General features: G+C 71.0%; 16 protein-coding genes and 2 tRNA genes. 3 read left to right on the forward strand and 15 right to left on the reverse strand.

Annotated elements, in window-relative coordinates; genetic code table 11:
• Positions 1–130: 130 nt before the first annotated feature.
• The 3 genes from OG562_RS14165 to OG562_RS14175 form a co-directional block, all read right to left on the reverse strand.
• A tRNA-Ala gene (locus tag OG562_RS14165) sits at positions 131–203 on the reverse strand.
• Positions 204–310: 107 nt separating this feature from the next.
• Positions 311–544, reverse strand: a complete 234-nt coding sequence (locus tag OG562_RS14170; RefSeq protein WP_003976229.1) for a hypothetical protein — start codon at positions 542–544, stop codon at positions 311–313.
• A 246-nt stretch (positions 545–790) separates the two neighbouring features.
• Entirely contained in the window at positions 791–2,155 is a 1,365-nt protein-coding gene (locus OG562_RS14175) for an MFS transporter (protein ID WP_266397287.1), read from the reverse strand.
• A 430-nt stretch (positions 2,156–2,585) separates the two neighbouring features.
• Here OG562_RS14175 and OG562_RS14180 point away from each other — a divergent pair, with 430 nt between their 5' ends.
• Complete coding sequence (locus OG562_RS14180; RefSeq protein WP_266409259.1) at positions 2,586–3,407, forward strand: helix-turn-helix transcriptional regulator; 822 nt, start codon at positions 2,586–2,588, stop codon at positions 3,405–3,407.
• A 72-nt stretch (positions 3,408–3,479) separates the two neighbouring features.
• Here the strand turns inward: OG562_RS14180 and OG562_RS14185 are convergent.
• From OG562_RS14185 to OG562_RS14215, 7 genes are all read right to left on the reverse strand, one after another.
• Positions 3,480–3,552: transfer RNA gene (locus OG562_RS14185), tRNA-Ala, on the reverse strand.
• Positions 3,553–3,646: 94 nt separating this feature from the next.
• Positions 3,647–4,321 (reverse strand): histidine phosphatase family protein, encoded by a 675-nt coding sequence (locus tag OG562_RS14190; protein ID WP_266397290.1) that lies wholly within the window; start codon positions 4,319–4,321, stop codon positions 3,647–3,649.
• Positions 4,318–4,764 carry a ribosome silencing factor gene (gene rsfS / locus OG562_RS14195; protein WP_266397293.1) on the reverse strand — a complete coding sequence of 149 codons (447 nt, stop codon included), beginning with the start codon at positions 4,762–4,764 and terminating at the stop codon, positions 4,318–4,320. The genes OG562_RS14190 and rsfS overlap by 4 nt, the downstream gene beginning before the upstream one ends.
• A gap of 145 nt (positions 4,765–4,909) precedes the next feature.
• Entirely contained in the window at positions 4,910–6,715 is a 1,806-nt protein-coding gene (locus tag OG562_RS14200) for an LCP family protein (protein ID WP_266397296.1), read from the reverse strand.
• Between the two features lie 25 nt (positions 6,716–6,740).
• Positions 6,741–7,367, reverse strand: a complete 627-nt coding sequence (nadD, locus tag OG562_RS14205) for a nicotinate-nucleotide adenylyltransferase (protein ID WP_266397299.1) — start codon at positions 7,365–7,367, stop codon at positions 6,741–6,743.
• 96 nt (positions 7,368–7,463) lie between these two features.
• Positions 7,464–7,628 carry a hypothetical protein gene (locus OG562_RS14210; RefSeq protein ID WP_266397301.1) on the reverse strand — a complete coding sequence of 55 codons (165 nt, stop codon included), beginning with the start codon at positions 7,626–7,628 and terminating at the stop codon, positions 7,464–7,466.
• Positions 7,629–7,786: 158 nt separating this feature from the next.
• Positions 7,787–7,948, reverse strand: coding sequence for a hypothetical protein (locus OG562_RS14215; protein WP_266397304.1), 162 nt, complete (start codon positions 7,946–7,948; stop codon positions 7,787–7,789).
• A gap of 134 nt (positions 7,949–8,082) precedes the next feature.
• Here OG562_RS14215 and OG562_RS14220 point away from each other — a divergent pair, with 134 nt between their 5' ends.
• Positions 8,083–9,255, forward strand: a complete 1,173-nt coding sequence (locus OG562_RS14220) for a M48 family metallopeptidase (protein ID WP_266397307.1) — start codon at positions 8,083–8,085, stop codon at positions 9,253–9,255.
• A 133-nt stretch (positions 9,256–9,388) separates the two neighbouring features.
• Here the strand turns inward: OG562_RS14220 and OG562_RS14225 are convergent, their stop codons facing one another.
• From OG562_RS14225 to proB, 5 genes are all read right to left on the reverse strand, one after another.
• Positions 9,389–10,459 carry a hypothetical protein gene (locus OG562_RS14225; protein ID WP_266397308.1) on the reverse strand — a complete coding sequence of 357 codons (1,071 nt, stop codon included), beginning with the start codon at positions 10,457–10,459 and terminating at the stop codon, positions 9,389–9,391.
• 101 nt (positions 10,460–10,560) lie between these two features.
• The gene (locus tag OG562_RS14230; protein ID WP_266397310.1) at positions 10,561–11,145 is read right to left on the reverse strand and encodes a hypothetical protein; all 585 of its coding nucleotides are present in this window, start codon (positions 11,143–11,145) and stop codon (positions 10,561–10,563) included.
• Positions 11,146–11,274: 129 nt separating this feature from the next.
• Positions 11,275–12,561, reverse strand: coding sequence for a glutamate-5-semialdehyde dehydrogenase (locus tag OG562_RS14235; RefSeq protein WP_266397312.1), 1,287 nt, complete (start codon positions 12,559–12,561; stop codon positions 11,275–11,277).
• Positions 12,562–12,742: 181 nt separating this feature from the next.
• Positions 12,743–13,279 (reverse strand): hypothetical protein, encoded by a 537-nt coding sequence (locus OG562_RS14240; RefSeq protein ID WP_266409260.1) that lies wholly within the window; start codon positions 13,277–13,279, stop codon positions 12,743–12,745.
• 195 nt (positions 13,280–13,474) lie between these two features.
• The gene (gene proB / locus OG562_RS14245; RefSeq protein WP_266409261.1) at positions 13,475–14,581 is read right to left on the reverse strand and encodes a glutamate 5-kinase; all 1,107 of its coding nucleotides are present in this window, start codon (positions 14,579–14,581) and stop codon (positions 13,475–13,477) included.
• Between the two features lie 278 nt (positions 14,582–14,859).
• On the opposite strand from proB, the gene OG562_RS14250 reads away from it, so the two are divergent.
• Positions 14,860–16,260 carry a polysaccharide pyruvyl transferase family protein gene (locus OG562_RS14250; RefSeq protein ID WP_266397313.1) on the forward strand — a complete coding sequence of 467 codons (1,401 nt, stop codon included), beginning with the start codon at positions 14,860–14,862 and terminating at the stop codon, positions 16,258–16,260.
• The last annotated feature ends 17 nt before the right edge of the window (positions 16,261–16,277 follow it).

The raw sequence follows: 16,277 nt of genomic DNA on the forward strand, positions 1-16,277 counted from the left end.
TACGACGACGAAGGGGCCGCCTGGAAACAGGCGGCCCCGCATCGCCCGCCCCAGCCCCTCCGGCTCCCCGGCCCCTCGGGAACACAAAAAAGATCCCGCCGGATCGAATCCGATCCGGCGGGATCTGCTGTGGAGCTAAGGAGAATTGAACTCCTGACCTCCTGCATGCCATGCAGGCGCTCTACCAACTGAGCTATAGCCCCTTGCGGTGTTCCGCCGGGCTTCCCCGGCGGCGACGCCAACATTACCGGTCCCTGGCGCGGACCACCAAATCGTTTCCAGCCTGTCCGATTTCACCCGTTATGCGAGGTCAAGCGGTCACGAACGAATAGAACCGCTTGAGCGTGCAGTGCTCTTCGAGGAGGCGGCCGTAGATCGGCTCGCCCTCCAGCTCGCGGTACGTCTCGATCGGGTCGCCTTTTATGATCAGCGCCCGCGCGCATTCCTCACACCAGTACTGGTAGTCCGGGTTGACCGGCTCCATGTCACGGACGATCGGGGTGCCGCTGCCGCACCAGTCGCACTTTCGCCTGTGTGCACCCATCGATCAGCTCCAGCTGTGGCCGCAGGCCGTGCACACGTAGGAAATTCCACCGTTGTCGCCGAGGACCTGAGCCACATGAGCAGAGCCGCAGGAGGGGCAGCTGAGCCGGGTGGCCTTGTCCCGTCTCACCACTGCTTCGAAGAGGTGACCGCCCTCTCCGAGGATGCTCGCAGGCATCGCTACTCCCTCCCGTCGGGCCGCGCCCCCTTCCGGCCGTTTGATTCTGCCACGGCCGAGCCAATACGGTCAGCGACGCCTCAGTACCAGTCCGGACACGGCACCGACGGCGGCTGTCGCAGCGAGCGCGAACATGCATGTGAGAAGCGCTTCCGAAGAGGTATACGCCTCCGGGGCCCCAAGTGACTCAAGCCGGTTGAAGAACAGCGTGCCGAAGGCCGCCACACCGATCAGCTGCCCGAGCTGGGTGACCGTGGCGAGGAGCCCGCTCGCGTCCGCCGCGTCCTCGGGGCGCACCCCGGCCAGCGCCCGGGTGAGCGTCGGGCTGAAGGCGAGGGCGAGCCCGGCGCCCACACCGGTGTACGCGACGTACACCCAGACGCCCCCGTGGCCGCCGCCCTCGAACGCCAGCCCCACTCCGGCCACGGACAGCGCGGTGAGCGTGAACCCGGCCGGGGCCAGGGCCCGTTGCCAGGCGGCCGGCCACTTGCGCCAGGTCAGACCGACGGCCCCGAAGACGACCGCGGTCGGCGCGAAGGTGAGACCGGAGCGCAGCGCGCTGTAGCCGAGGCCGCCCTGGACGTGCAGGGTGAGCAGGAACAGGAAACCGCCGTTGACCGCCATGACGGCCAGAAGGCGCAGAACGGCGAGGTTCATGCCAGGGTGGCGCAGCACGCGGGGCGCGATCAGCGGGGCCCCGCCGCGCCGGGCGAGCCGGGCCTCGTATCCGCCGAACAGGACGAGCACAAGGGCGCCGGCAGCCAGGGACAGCCAGGACCACAGCGGCCAGTCCTCCTCCTGGCCGAGCACGAGCGGCACCGTGACCAGCGAGACGGCCGCGCCCAGCAGCACCAGGCCGGGCCCGTCCAGACCGCGCGCCCGTTCGCGTTCTGCCGCGCCGCCACGCGGCAGAACGCGCCTGCCCACGGCGAACAGGACGAGGCCCACCGGCACGTTCACCAGGAACACCGGCCGCCAGCCGGTGCCCAGCAGATCGGCGCTGACCAGGACGCCGCCCACCACCTGCCCGGCCGCCGCGCCGACGGCGAGGACCGCCGAGTAGGCCCCCAGCGCCCGCACTCGGGCCTCGCCGGTGAACGTGCGCTGGATCAGGCTGAGCACCTGCGGGATCATCACCGCCGACCCTGCACCCTGCACCAGCCGGAACACGATCAGCTCGGTGCCGCCCTGGGCCAGGCCGCAGGCGAGGGAGGCGAGCGTGAAGAGCGCGAGGCCGGCGAGGTGGACCCGGCCGTGGCCGAGCCGGTCGCCGAGCCGTGCGCCGGTGATCAGCAGCACGGAGTAGGTGATGGCGTAGCCGGCGACGACCAGCTGGAGTTCGGCGCCGGAGGCGTGCAGGTCGGAACCGATCGTGGGGGCCGCGACGTTCACGATGAAGACGTCGAGCAGTGCCATGAACTGAGCGGCGAGCACGACCGCCAACAGCCGCCGAGGCCGATTGTCAGTGGCAGGCGCTTTACTGGCAGCAGTCACCGAATTCGGGTGGATCGGGGTGATCGAGGGGTTCGCACGGTTCGAGTCATTCAGTGGATTCGGCGGATTCAACGGATTCGACGGATTCGAGGGAGCTGATGCGGGATCCGGGCCCGTCCGGGGCGTCGTCGTCATGCGGTCGAGCGTGACGCGGATCCGGTACGGGTGCCGAGAGCCCGCTGATGCTGGTACTGACAGCACCTGGCAGGGGACGGACGGGGGATCGACCATGGGGGATGTGACGATGGGGACACGGGCGGAGACGAGGACGGCGACCGGGACGGGGCATACGGCGGGGACAGGGCATCCGCCAGGGGCGGGGCTTACGACCGGAGAGGCCACGGCGACGGCACATCGGCGCCGGCCCGAGCTGGCCTCCTTTCTGCGCAGCAGGCGGGCCCGGGTGACACCGGCGGACGTGGGGATGCCGCCAGGGCTGCGCCGTCGTACTCCGGGGCTGCGGCGCGAGGAGGTCGCCCAGCTCTCGGGCGTGGGCGTCACCTGGTACACCTGGCTCGAGCAGGGTCGGCCGATCAACGCCTCCGCACAGGTCCTGGACGCCGTGGCGCGCACACTACGGCTCGACCCGCCCGAGCGGGAGCATCTGTACCACCTCGCCGAGGTGCCGTACTCGCCCCAGCCGGAGGCGCTGGTGCAGAGCGTGGGCCCGGAGATCCAGGGCATCATCGAAGCGCTCGTCCCCCGCCCGGCGGTGGTCTACAACTCGCGCTACGACATCCTCGCCGCCAACAGCGTCTACCACGACCTGTTCATCGCGCCGGCGGCGGAGCTCGCCTCCCGGGTCCCGGCCAACGCGCTGTGGCGGCTGTTCACGGTGCGGGAGGAGGACTGCCCGCTGATGTTCCGGGACAGGGAGCTGCCGGTGATGGTGGCGACCCTGCGGGCGGCGTACGGGGTGCATGCCGGCGAGCCGTCGTGGGAGGAGTTCATAGGCCGGCTGTCGACGGCGAGCCCGCTGTTCGCGCGGCTGTGGGAGTCCGGTGACGTGGCGGAGCCCGGCCGCCGCGTGAAGGTCTTCCGGCACTCGACGTTGGGCGAGCTGCGGATGACGTCCACGTCGCTGTCGGTCAACGGCATGCCGGAGTGCCGGATCGTGGTCTACACGCCGAACGACGAGGAGACGGCAGAGCGCGCGGCTCTGCTGCGGAGCGGGGCGACCCTTGGGCAATGAAAAAAATCCCGCCCCCTGAGGGACGAGATCTTCGTCAACCGATCTTTGACAACTCCACAGAGTGTCGATCAGTGGAGCTAAGGAGAATTGAACTCCTGACCTCCTGCATGCCATGCAGGCGCTCTACCAACTGAGCTATAGCCCCGAGTGTTCTTCCCGCTCGGCGGGGCGAACAAGAAGAACTTTAGCCTGCGACCTGCCGGAAAGTGAAATCCGGGCCCCGGCCTGCGGTACGACGCTCAGTCGTCGTCGCCGAGCACCGGCTCCGGCAGGGTGCCGGCGTTGTGCTCGAGGAGACGCCAGCCTCGGGCGCCCTCGCCGAGGACGGACCAGCAGCAGTTGGAGAGGCCGCCGAGGCTCTCCCAGTTGTGCGACTCCAGGCCGAGGAGACGGCCGATGGTGGTGCGGATCGTGCCGCCGTGACTGACGACGACCAGCGTGCCGTCGTCGCGGAGCTTCTCGGCGTGCCGCAGCACGACGGGGGCGGCGCGGTCGGCGACCTCCGTCTCCAGTTCGCCGCCGCCGCGGCGGACCGGCTCACCGCGCTTCCAGGCGGCGTACTCGTCGCCGTGGCGGGCGACGATCTCCTGGTGCGTCAGCCCCTGCCACACGCCCGCGTACGTCTCGCGCAGGCCCTCGTCGTGGGTCACGTCCAGGCCGGTGAGCGCGGCCAGCTCGGCGGCCGTGTTCGCGGCGCGCACTAGGTCCGAGGCGACGATGGCGTCGGGCTCGAGCGAGGCGAGCAGCCGGGCGGCGCGGCGCGCCTGGGCCACGCCCGTCTCGGTCAGCGGGACGTCCGTCGTGCCCTGGAAGCGGCTCTCCACGTTCCAGGCGGTCTGGCCGTGCCGCCAGAGGATGACGCGCCGACCGCGGCCCGGCCTGGGCCCGGCCGCGGAGGAGGACGGGGCAGTCACCGCAGCTCCCCGAACCCGGCGGTGTCATCCTCCTGGGCCTTCAGCTTGGCGTGCTCCTGGGCCTTGCCGCGGGTCGCCTTGGCGTCGGCGGGCAGCTCCAGCTCGGGGCAGTCCTTCCACAGCCGCTCCAGGGCATAGAAGACGCGCTCCTCGCTGTGCTGGACGTGGACGACGATGTCGACGTAGTCGAGCAGGACCCAGCGGGCCTCGCGGTCGCCCTCGCGGCGCACCGGCTTGGCGCCGAGCTCCTTGTTGAGGCGCTCCTCGATCTCGTCGACGATCGACTTGACCTGGCGGTCGTTGGGCGCGGAGGCCAGCAGGAAGGCGTCCGTGATCGACAGCACGTCGCTGACGTCGTAGGCGATGATGTCGTGCGCGAGCTTGTCGGCTGCCGCCTGGGCGGCGGTGTTGATGAGCTCGATGGAGCGGTCGGTGGCGGTCACTACACGGCTTTCCGTCGGCGGTCGTTTGCCCTCAAGGGTCTCACGGACCGCCGACGGCCCCCATGCGATCAAGGGATCACCGTGCGGTCGCCCTCCTCGTGCGGGACGAGGAGGGCGTGCGGCCAAGGGCGACCAGGGCCTGCGGCTAGGACGCGGAGGGCTTGTAGTCCTGGCCCAGGACGACCGAGACGTCCGCGTTCGTGGAGACGGTCCCCTTCTTCACGGCGCCGGTGGACAGGCCCAGGGTCTTGGCGACCTCGGTGGCGTTCTCCTTGTCGGCGGCGTCCGCGTAGAGCACCTGGGACGTGGCCTGGGCGCTCGCCGGGGTGCCGGCCTCCAGGAAGGTGAAGCCGCCGTTCAGCAGCACCACGCGCGCGTCCTCGGTGTTGCTCTTGACGCCGCTGGCGTTCTGCACGGAGACGCTGACGGCCGCGTCCTTGTCGGGGCTCTTCGCGGTGCCGCCGAGGACGTCCTTGACGACGCCGGCGCCGGCCTCGGCGCTGAGCGTGCCGTCGGTCTGGACGGGCAGCAGGGCGGTCTTGTAGTCGCCGCCCTTGGCGAGGTCGGCGAGCTTGGCGAGGAAGGTACCGAGGTCCTTGTCCGTCAGCGAGGGGTCGAGGATCTGGGCCAGCGTCTGGACGGTGACCGTGGCGCCCTGCGCGTCGGAGGAGACCTTGCGCAGCACGCCCTGCATGACCTGGCCGAACCGCTCCAGCTGGACGTTCTGGGCCTCGCCGGAGGCGCGGTAGGTGGCGTAGGCGACGGCCATCTTGCCGCTGAGGGTCTGGTCCTCGCCCTTGTTGACGAGGGGTGCCTGGCCCTTCTTCTTGGCGGACGGGTCGGGCACGTCGGCGTCGGTGTCGACCTCGATGCCGCCGACGAGGTCGACGAGGTTCTGCAGATAGGGGGTGTCCAGGCGCCAGGTGCCCTCGATGTCGGTGCCGAGGACGGTGTCCAGCGCGTCGCGGGTCCCGGCGGAGCCGTCGTCGTCTACGGACTTGGCGAGGGTCGTCGTGGTGCCGTCGTCGTCCGTGAGGACGAGGGAGTTGGGCAGCAGGACGGTGGTGGCCTGCTTGGTCGTGGTGTTGTCCACGAGCAGCGCCGTGGAGGTGCCGCCCTCGGCGGTGTTGTGCAGATGGACGACGACCACGTCCCGCTTCTGGGCGGCCGTCGGTGTCGCGGTGTCGGCCTTGGAGTCGGAGGACGACAGGCCGGGCAGCTTCCCGGCGTACCAGAGGTAGCCCACCCCGCCGACCGCGACCAGGGCCAGCACCACGACGAGGGCGACCAGGCGGCCGCGGGCACGGCGCTTGGCCTCCTCGCGGCGTTCGGTGCGGTTCTCGGTGAAGTTCAGCCAGTCGATGACGTCCTCGGAGTCACCGTCGGGCTCCTCCACGAACGCGAACTGCTCGGTGTGGTAGTCCCCTTGGGCCCCGGTCCCGTCCGCGGTGTGCGCCGCGTCGCGCCCGTCCGTCCCCTCCTCGGCCTCCACCGGGCCGGCCTGCTGCGGGATGTAGGCGGTCTGCTCGGCGACACGGGGCTGCTCGGCGCGGGGCTGCTGCCCGCCGACGGCGGTCTGCCCGTAGGGGTCGTACGGGGCCGCGGAGGCGGGGCTGCCGCCCTGGGTGGCGTGAGCTCCGGTGCCGTAGGGGTCGTAGCCGGCCTGCCGGCCCGTGTCGTACCCGAGGTCCTGTCGACCGGTGTCGTACGGGTCGTAGGCGGGCGTCTGCTGCTGCCCGCCCGTGGCGTACGGGTCGTAGGCGTAACCCTGTTGGCCCTGGCCCTGCTGGCCGGACGGGTTCTGCTGCCCCTGTTGCCCGTACGGGTCGTAGGCCTGTTGCTGCGGCACCTGTTGGGGCGGGACCTGCCGGTAGACCGGCTGGCCGTACTCGTCGTAGCCGACGAGCTCGTACTGGTCGCCGCCGTACCCCGCGTCGTACCGGTCGTTCACCGGGACCCCTCTCGGCTCACTCGCCTCACTCGCCGCGGTACAGCTCGCGCTTGTCGATATAGCGCACGACGCCGTCCGGCACCAGATACCAGACGGGGTCGCCCTTGGCGACTCTCGCACGGCAGTCTGTGGAGGAGATGGCGAGCGCGGGAACCTCGACCAGCGAGACGCCGCCCTCGGGGAGACCGGGGTCGGTGAGCTGGTGACCCGGCCGGGTGACCCCGATGAAGTGCGCGAGGGAGAACAGCTCCTCGCTGTCCCGCCAGGTCAGGATCTGACCGAGGGCGTCGGCGCCGGTGATGAAGAAGAGGTCCGTGTCCGGGTTGAGGGCCCGCAGGTCGCGCAGGGTGTCCACGGTGTACGTGGGACCGCCGCGGTCGATGTCGATACGGCTCACCGAGAACTGAGGATTCTCGGCGGTCGCGATGACCGTCATCAGATAGCGGTCCTCGGCCAGGGAGACCCTGTTGTGGCTCTTCTGCCAGGGCTCGCCGGTCGGGACGAACACGACCTCGTCCAGGTGGAACTGCGCGACGACCTCACTGGCCGCCACGAGGTGTCCGTGGTGGATCGGATCGAACGTTCCGCCCATGACGCCGAGGCGGCGCTTGCCCGGGTTCCGCGGGCCGGTAGGCATGTCCTGCTCTCCCATGCGTGCAGACCCTACCGGCCCGTCCTGAGGGACCCGGCCGGCGGAGGCCCGAAGCGCCCCGCTATGCCCGACTGCCCCGAAGCGAACACCGGCGCCTCAGCGGTCGCGGTTGAAGCGGGTGGTGACCCACAGCAGGAACAGCAGGATGAGGAACGCGCTGCCGCCGGTGACATAGGGGCTGAGGCTCTCGTGGTTGCCACCGTGCTCCTCGCCCTCGGCGGCGAGGGTGACCAGCTGGGCAGCGGCGCTGTGAAGGCTCATCTTCGGCAGGACCTATCCGATGGAGGTCCCCCGCTCGAGCGAGGTCGAGAGTGGGGGAGGGCGGGATAAAGACGTCGGCCCATCGTAAGCGGGAGGCTCGGCGGCGATCACGCCGACTCCGCCATTGGGAACCTCCGCGTGGGAACCTTCGCGCGGAGTCAGTCGTCCTTCCGCTTGTAGCCCCGCAACAGAAACCAGGCGGTGAGCGCACAGCCCAGGATCATCACGACGAGTACGACGCGGAGCAGATTCCCCGCCCCTTGCTGCTGAGCGGCGCCGGCGGCCTCGGTGAGCCAGGCGGCTGCGGGGTTGTGCTCCATGGGGCGGGACTCCTTCGGTGTAGTGCCCGTCCACGGTAACTCCGCCTAGGCTGGGCTCTGCTTCGGGGGCGCAAAGAGCCGCACAAGGGTCCGCAAAGGGCGGGCCGTGCCACACGAGGGCCACACAGACGCACATGGGGGAAGACATGTCGGACGACGGCCGCGAGACCAACGGCTCCAAGAGCGACGGCTCCGCGAACAGCGGCTCCGAGAACGTGCCGAGCAGGCAGCGCAGGCGGTTCCCGGGGATCTCCTCGCGCGCCTACGAGCATCCGGCGGACCGCTCCGCCCTGGTGGCGCTGCGCAAGCTGAGCGGTTTCGACACGGTGTTCAAGGCGCTCAGCGGGCTGCTGCCCGAGCGGAGCCTGCGGCTGCTGTTCCTGTCCGACTCGGTGCGGGTCTCCGACCAGCAGTTCACGCACCTCAACGACATGCTGCGGGACGCCTGTTACATCCTGGACCTGGAGAAGGTCCCGCCGATGTACGTCAACCAGGACCCGCAGCCCAACGCGATGTGCATCGGCCTGGACGAGCCGATCATCGTGGTCACCACCGGGCTCGTCGAGCTGCTCGACGAGGAGGAGATGCGGGCGGTCATCGGCCACGAGGTGGGCCACGCCCTGTCCGGGCACTCCGTGTACCGCACGATCCTGCTGTTCCTGACCAACCTGGCCATCCGGGTCGCCTGGATCCCGCTGGGCAACCTCGCGATCATGGCGATCGTGACCGCGCTGCGCGAGTGGTTCCGCAAGTCGGAGCTGTCCGCCGACCGCGCGGGCCTCCTGGTCGGCCAGGACCTGAGGGCCTCGATGCGCGGCCTGATGAAGATCGCCGGCGGCAACCACCTGCACGAGATGAACGTGGACGCGTTCCTCCAGCAGGCCGAGGAGTACGAGGCGGGCGGCGACCTGCGCGACTCCGTGCTGAAGATCCTGAACGTGCTGCCCCGTACGCACCCCTTCACCACCGTGCGCGCGGCCGAGCTCAAGAAGTGGGCCGAGTCCCGCGACCACCAGCGGATCATGGACGGCCACTACCCGCGGCGCACCGAGGACAAGGACACCTCGGTCACGGACTCCTTCCGCGAGTCCGCCGCCCACTACGCGACCAGTGTGAAGAGCTCCAAGGACCCGCTGATGAAGCTGGTCAGCGACATAGCGGGCGGGGCGGGCGACCTGGGCGGCCGGGTCAGGCGCGGCTTCGGCGGCTCGGCGGGTCAGAGCACGCCCAAGGACCAGCAGCCGAGGAACGGCTCGGACGGGGCGGCGGACGGACCGACGGACACGACTCCGCGCGACGACGCCTGAGCACCGGCCGGCCAAGCGCCCAGGCACCCAGGCACCCAGGCACTCAGGCCTCGGTCACCCAGGACCCGGCCGACCAGCCCCGGCGGACCAGGACCCGGCCGACCCTGCTTCCGTCGGCCTCAGCCCCTCGACGTCAGACCTTCGGCTGCGCGCTCGTCGCCAGCGCCCCGCACAGGGCCGCCGCGCTGCCCGTCGCGTAGGGGTCCGTGCCGGCCGGGCCGCCCATCTTGGCGGTCTCGCCGGCCAGCAGGGGGCGCAGATGGTTGGTGGAGTCCTCGGCGCAGGACAGCGGGCCGGCCTGGACGTAGGAGACGATCAGCTGCGCCTGGTGGGTGCGCAGGTCCTCGCGGTCGAAGCGGAAGTGCAGCTCGCGGCGGACGGTGAACAGCGAGGCCGGCGTCTTCGCGTCGGCGCCGGTCGGCCGCAGGGCGTATACGAAGGTGTGGTCCGTGGTGACCTCGAGGGTCGAGGAGTCGGTCTCGGCGGCCGTCAGCGTCCCCTGGACGCGGATCTTGACGTCGGCGAGCTCGGCCTGGGCGGGGTCGAAGCGGACCAGCCAGCCGGTCGGGGCGTGCCGTCCGTCGGCGGCCGGGTGGCTGAAGCTCTCGTCGAACTGGTCGAGCTGGTCGCCGTCGATCAGACCGCGCACGGGCCGTACCTGCTGCCCGGTGAGCACCTCCGGGTAGAGGGAGGAGCGCACCAGATAGTCCTTGGCCGTGGTCAGGGCGGTGACGACCTGGCTGTCGGAGAAGTGCGCGGTGCGCCGGGAAGCCGGCAGTGGGATGCCCTCGGCCCCGATCCGGAACTGTGCGGCGGGACTGTGCGCGTACAGGGACTCCGCGTCGACCGCGCCGGGCACCGCGCCCTGCGGGGAGAGCGGGATGACGGTCATCCGCAGGGGTTCCACGGGCCGGCGCATCGCCGAACTCTGGTAGGGGTGGCGTACGCCCATGAAGATCGCGGTGCCGAAGGCGACGGCGATCAGCAGGACCAGCAGCAGGGCCTGCCGGGACAGGCCGCGGCGCAGGGGCGGGCGGCGGCGCACGGCGGGCGTGTGGTCGGTCATGCGCTCCTGCGCGGAGTACTCCTGGATACGGGCAGCGCGGACGAACGATTCGTCGAAGACGACGGATCGGTACTCGTCCTCTCCACCACCGGGAGCGCCCTCGGGTGTCCCCTCCGGTGGGTCTCCAGGCCCGCCCATACCTTCAGAGTAGGTCGCGGGGAGCCCGGGTAAACGCCTGGCCGCACGACAAGTTCTGACAGGTTCTCACCAAGGTGGACCCCCGGATGGCGCCCGGGGGCTCAGGGTGTGCGCGGGACCGCCGAGACGGGTGGCTTGGAGTGATCGGCCGACACGGACGGGGGCGGTGCGCTCCCCTGCTCCAGACCGGTCGTGGCGGGCGGCGGCACCTGGTCCCGGCTGCCCGAGGACGCGCCCCGGTAGACCGCGGCGAAGGCCAGCGCGACCATGCCGACGCCCATGACCAGGGCCAGCATCCAGGCGACGGGACGATGCCAGCGGACCTGCTTGCCGTACGTCCCGGAGGCGTTGTAGCGGCGTTCCCAGGCCTCGAGGTCGTCGGCGTCGTCCAGGTCGTCGAGGTCCGGATCATGGCCGAAATCGCCGGGTCCGTCGGGACCGTACACGTCGTCGTAGCGGTCGCCGCGGGCGCGGGCTCGGCGGGCCTCCGCCTCGGAGGCCTCGGCTCTCGCCTGCGCGGCGGCCAGGAGGCGTTCGACGGCGGTCGGCTCGTGCACCACGGCCGCCTGCACGAAGGCCTCGTCGAAGACCACGGAGGCGAACTCTTCGTCCGACACCCCGCGGTCGTGATCGTCGTCGGGCTCCCAGCCGTCAGGGAACGGCAAACCCCCCACGTCCTCCGGCACAAATCCAGAGTAGACCTGGAGGGTCAATTTGGGCAGGCGGTAGGGAAATTCGTCCGCCGGATGAGACGCCTCTCACCGGCCGCCCGCACCGGCCGTCCGCACCGGCCGCCGTGACGCCGTACGTGCCCGTCAGCGCCGTACGTGCCCGTCGCCGGTGACGATGTACTTGGTGCTGGTCAGCTCCGGCAGGCCCATCGGGCCCCGGGCGTGCAGCTTCTGGGTGGAGATGCCGATCTCCGCGCCGAAGCCGAACTGGCCGCCGTCCGTGAAGCGGGTGGAGGCGTTCACGGCCACCGTGGTGGAGTCGACCAACTGGGTGAAGCGGCGGGCGGCCTGCTGGGAGGTGGTCACGATGGCCTCGGTGTGACCGGAGGTCCACAGCCGGATGTGCTCGACGGCCCGGTCCAGCGAGTCGACCACGGCGGCGGCGATGTCGTAGGAGAGGTACTCCGTCTCCCAGTCCTCGGGCGTGGCCTCGACGACGGTCGCCTTGGAGTCCTTGGCGTACGCCAGGACCCTTTCGTCGGCGTGCACCGTGACCCCGGCGTCGGCGAGGGCGTCGAGGGCGCGGGGCAGGAACTCGGGGGCGATGTCCTGGTGGACCAGGAGGGTCTCGGCGGCGTTGCAGACGCTGACCCGGTGCGCCTTGGAGTTGATCAGGATGTCGATCGCCATGTCGAGGTCGGCGTGGGCGTCGACGTAGACGTGGCAGTTGCCGGTGCCGGTCTCGATGACCGGGACGGCGGACTCGGTGACGACGGTCTGGATGAGGGAGGCGCCGCCGCGCGGGATGAGGACGTCGACCAGACCGCGGGCGCGCATCAGCTCGCGCACGCTGTCGCGGCCCTCGCCGGGGACGAGCTGCACGGCGTCGGCGGGCAGCCCGGCGCCGCCGACGGCGTCGCGGATCACCCGGACGAGGGCGGTGTTCGACTCGTAGGCGGAGGACGAGCCGCGCAGCAGGACCGCGTTGCCGGACTTCAGGCAGAGGGCGGCGGCGTCCACGGTGACGTTCGGACGGGCCTCGTAGATGATGCCGACGACGCCGAGCGGGACGCGGACCTGTCGCAGGTCGATGCCGTTGGGGAGGGTGGAGCCGCGGACGACCTCGCCGACCGGGTCGGGCAGCGCGACGACGTCCCGGACGTCCGAGGCGATGGCCCGCACCCGCTCCGGGGTGAGGGTCAGCCGGTCGACGATCGCCTCGCTGGTGCCGGCCTCGCGGGCCTTGGCGATGTCCTTGGCGTTGGCCTCGACGATCTCACTCGTGCGGACCTCCAGCGCGTCCGCGATCGCGAGCAGCGCGTCGTCCTTGACCGACCGCGGCAGCGGCGCGAGGTCGGCGGCGGCCGCCTTGGCGCGGTAGGCGACCCGGGTGACCGGGGACATGGAGTCGTACGGCGAAAGCGTGGTCATACCGGAAGGGTAGTGCGCCGCGCGAACCCGTCCAGCTTTCATCCCATCCCCCGAGACACACGCCCGAGACGCACCCGAGACCCGCCATCCGGGCCCGTCCTCGGGGCCCGTCCTCGGGGCCCGTCCTCGGGGCCCGTCCTCGGGGCCCGTCCTCGAGGACGGCCGTCGGGACACGCCGGGGTCAGTAGGGATGCACGCCGACCGGGGTCGCCGGGGCGGGGCCGTAGCCCTCGGCGATGCGCTGGTGGTAGGTCTGGCGGTCGATGACCTCCAGGCCGACGATCTCCCAGGGCGGCAGCCCGGCCGTCTGGCGGTGCTCGCCCCACAGGCGCAGGGCGACGGCGGCCGCGTCGTGCAGGTCGCGGGCCTCCTCCCAGTACCGGATCTCGGCGTGGTCGCCCGCGTATCTGCTGGTCAGGAGGAAGGGATGGTCGTGGGCGAGCTGTTCGAGGGCGCGCCGGACCTCCTTCAGCGGGGCCTCCTCGCCGGAGACGCTCAGGGTGACGTGCCACAGCCGGGGCAGGTCCACGGGCAGCCCGCCCTCCGCCTCGAGGCCCTCCTCGGCCAGGTAGCGCTCGCCGGCCGCCACGCTGGTCAGCGCGCGCTCCTCGCCGGGGCTGCGCGAGGGCGCCGGGCCGGCCGTGCGCGACGACGCCGAGCCCGCCGTACGCGAGGAGGTCGCGGGGGCCGTGCCGGTACTTCCACGAGCCGCTGCCACCCCAGGGCGCACTCGTCTCACGACGGCCTCCTTTACGCAGCGCTCGTGCGGAACGTGTCCCGCGTTCGTGCCCCCGGGACAGCGGTCCGTGTCCCCGGGACATTCGTGTCCCTGTGACAAAGTTGAGCAGGCCGCACGGCTCCGTGGGGCGGTTTCACGGAACGTCCCCCACCGGTACGGGCCGTTCGAGCGGGTTTACGGGTGCAGGATCACCAGGTCGTCGCGGTGGACGACCTCCCGCTCGTACTCGGCGCCCAGTTCCCGCGCCAGTTCCCGGGTGGAGCGCCCGATCAGCTGGGGGATCTCCTTGGCGTCGAAGTTGACGAGACCGCGGGCCACCGCGTGCCCCCGGGCGTCGCGCAGTTCGACGGGGTCGCCCGCGCTGAACTCGCCCTCGACGGCGGCGATCCCGGCCGGCAGCAGCGAGGTACGCCGCTCGACGACCGCGCGCACCGCGCCGTCGTCCAGGGTCAGCGCCCCCTGCGGGGTGGACGCGTGCTGGAGCCACAGCAGCCGGTCGGCGGAGCGTTTGCCGGTGGGGTGGAAGTAGGTGCCGGTGTCGCCGCCGGTGAAGGCGTCGGCGGCGTGCACGGCGCTGGTGAGGACCACGGGGATGCCGGCGGCGGCGGCGATCCGGGCGGCCTCGACCTTGGTGACCATGCCGCCGGTGCCGACGCCCGCCTTGCCGGCGCTGCCGATCTCGACGTGGGCCAGATCGCCCGGCCCGCGCACCTCGGCGATCCGCGAGGTGCCCGGTTTGCTGGGGTCGCCGTCGTAGACGCCGTCGACGTCGGAGAGCAGGACCAGCAGGTCGGCGTGGACGAGGTGGGCGACGAGGGCGGCGAGGCGGTCGTTGTCGCCGAAGCGGATCTCGTCGGTGGCGACGGTGTCGTTCTCGTTGACGATCGGGAACGCGCCCATCGCCAGCAGCTTGTCGAGGGTGCGGGAGGCGTTGCGGTGGTGGGCGCGGCGGCTCATGTCGTCGCTGGTCAGCAGCACTTGGCCGACGCGGACGCCGTAACGGGCGAAGGAGGCGGTGTAGCGGGCCACGAGCAGGCCCTGGCCGACGCTCGCGGCGGCCTGCTGGCGGGCGAGGTCCTTGGGGCGGCGGCGCAGGCCCAGCGGGGCGAGGCCGGCGGCGATGGCGCCGGAGGAGACGAGGACGACCTCCTTCTCTCCCCCGCTGCGGCTCTTGGCGAGGACGTCGACGAGCGCGTCGACCCGGTCGGCGTCCAGGCCGCCCGCGGCGGTGGTCAGCGACGAGGAGCCCACCTTGACGACGATCCTGCGGGCCTCGCCCACAGCCTGCCTTGCCCCTGCCACCTTGTTCTTCGTCCCCTTGACTAGGTCCCCGACAGCTCCCCGACTGCCCCGCAATCTACGCGAACGGGGGCGGACGCCGCGCGCGAGTTCCAGTCCCCGGACAGCTCCCCGGACAGCTCCCCGGACAGCACAGAGAGTGCATATCCGTAGCCGTTTGCTCACACTTTGCATACGGCAAAAAGGATGTATAGGTTCCACAGGAAAATTGAAGAGAACCCAAATTTATTTTGAAGTTTGCGTCACCTACAGTTCGCCGTGTGAAGCGCATACTCCTCAGATCGGGGAAGAGCCCCTTCGACGTGGTCCCCGTCGAGGAAGCCCTCCACCGCGACGTGATCGCCACCAACGCCGGCAACCTGATCTTCAGCGATGCCGCCCACAAGATCCTCACCACGCCGGACGCCGAGGTCGTCTCGAACGGCATGCGGACCGAGGTGGGCGCGGCGGCCCGCATCAACGAGGAGTACGACGCCTTCGTCGTGCCGCTCGCCAACGCCTTCCGGCCGTCCTTCGAGAGCTCCCTGGAGCGGCTGACCCGGCTCATATCGAAGCTGAAGATCCCCGTCGTGGTGCTCGGCGTCGGCGCGCAGGCCGGCCTGGACAACGACGCGGCGCGGCTGAAGGCCATGGAGCCGACCGTGAAGGGGTTCGTCTCGGCGGTGCTGGACCACAGCGCCACCATCGGCGTCCGCGGCGAGTTCACCGAGAAGTACCTCACCGACATGGGCTTCAAGGACGTCGAGGTCATCGGCTGCCCGTCGCTCTTCATGTACGGCGACAAGCTCACGGTCGAGAAGCGGACGCCGGCACTGACGCCCGAGTCCCGGATCGCGATCAACGGCTCGCACAGCGCGGTGCGCTACGGCGGCCTGCACCCGATCATCACGAACACCCACGCGCGCTACCCGAACCTGAGCTTCATCGGCCAGAACCTCACCGACGCGCGCCAGCTGCACTGGCGGGACGTCGACTCCACGGCCGGCCGGATCACCCAGATGCCGACCCACCCCGACCACCCGATGTACCGCGAGGGCAAGGCGCGGGTGTACGTCGACCCGGTCACCTGGATCGACGACCTCAAGGAGTACGACTTCTCCTTCGGCTCGCGCATCCACGGCAACATCGCGGCGCTGCTGGCGGGCACGCCCGTGACCGTGCTGTGCGGCGACTCGCGCACGCTCGAGCTGTGCCGCTACTTCGAGATCCCGCACCGGCAGCTGGATCAGACGCCCGCGGACGTCGACCCGGCGAAGCTGTACGAGGAGGCCGACTTCGGCCCGCTCACCGCCAACCACCGGGAGCGGTTCGAGCGGTTCACCGCGTTCCTCGGCAAGAACGGGCTGGACGACACCTTCACGCACGGCGACGGCGGCGAGGCCTTCGAGAAGAAGCTGCGGGCGCTGAAGTTCCCGGCGGGCGTGCGCCCCTGGAACGACGCCGACCTCGCCTCGCTGACCAGCCGGTTCGGCTGGCTCCAGCAGCGCATCAGCGAACTGGACACGCACAACGCCCAGTTGAAGCGGGAGTTGGCGAAATCCCGGGCCGGCGCCAAGGCGGCCGCCAAGGCCTCCGCGGTCATCCCGGCGCCCTCGATCTACCGCCGGGCCAGGCGCGCGGTGGGCGGCCCGCTGCGGCGGGCGCTGAAGCCGTCGAAGTAACGCCGCCGCCGACGTCG

It is taken from the genome of Streptomyces sp. NBC_01275 (genome assembly GCF_026340655.1).
Lineage (GTDB): Bacteria > Actinomycetota > Actinomycetes > Streptomycetales > Streptomycetaceae > Streptomyces.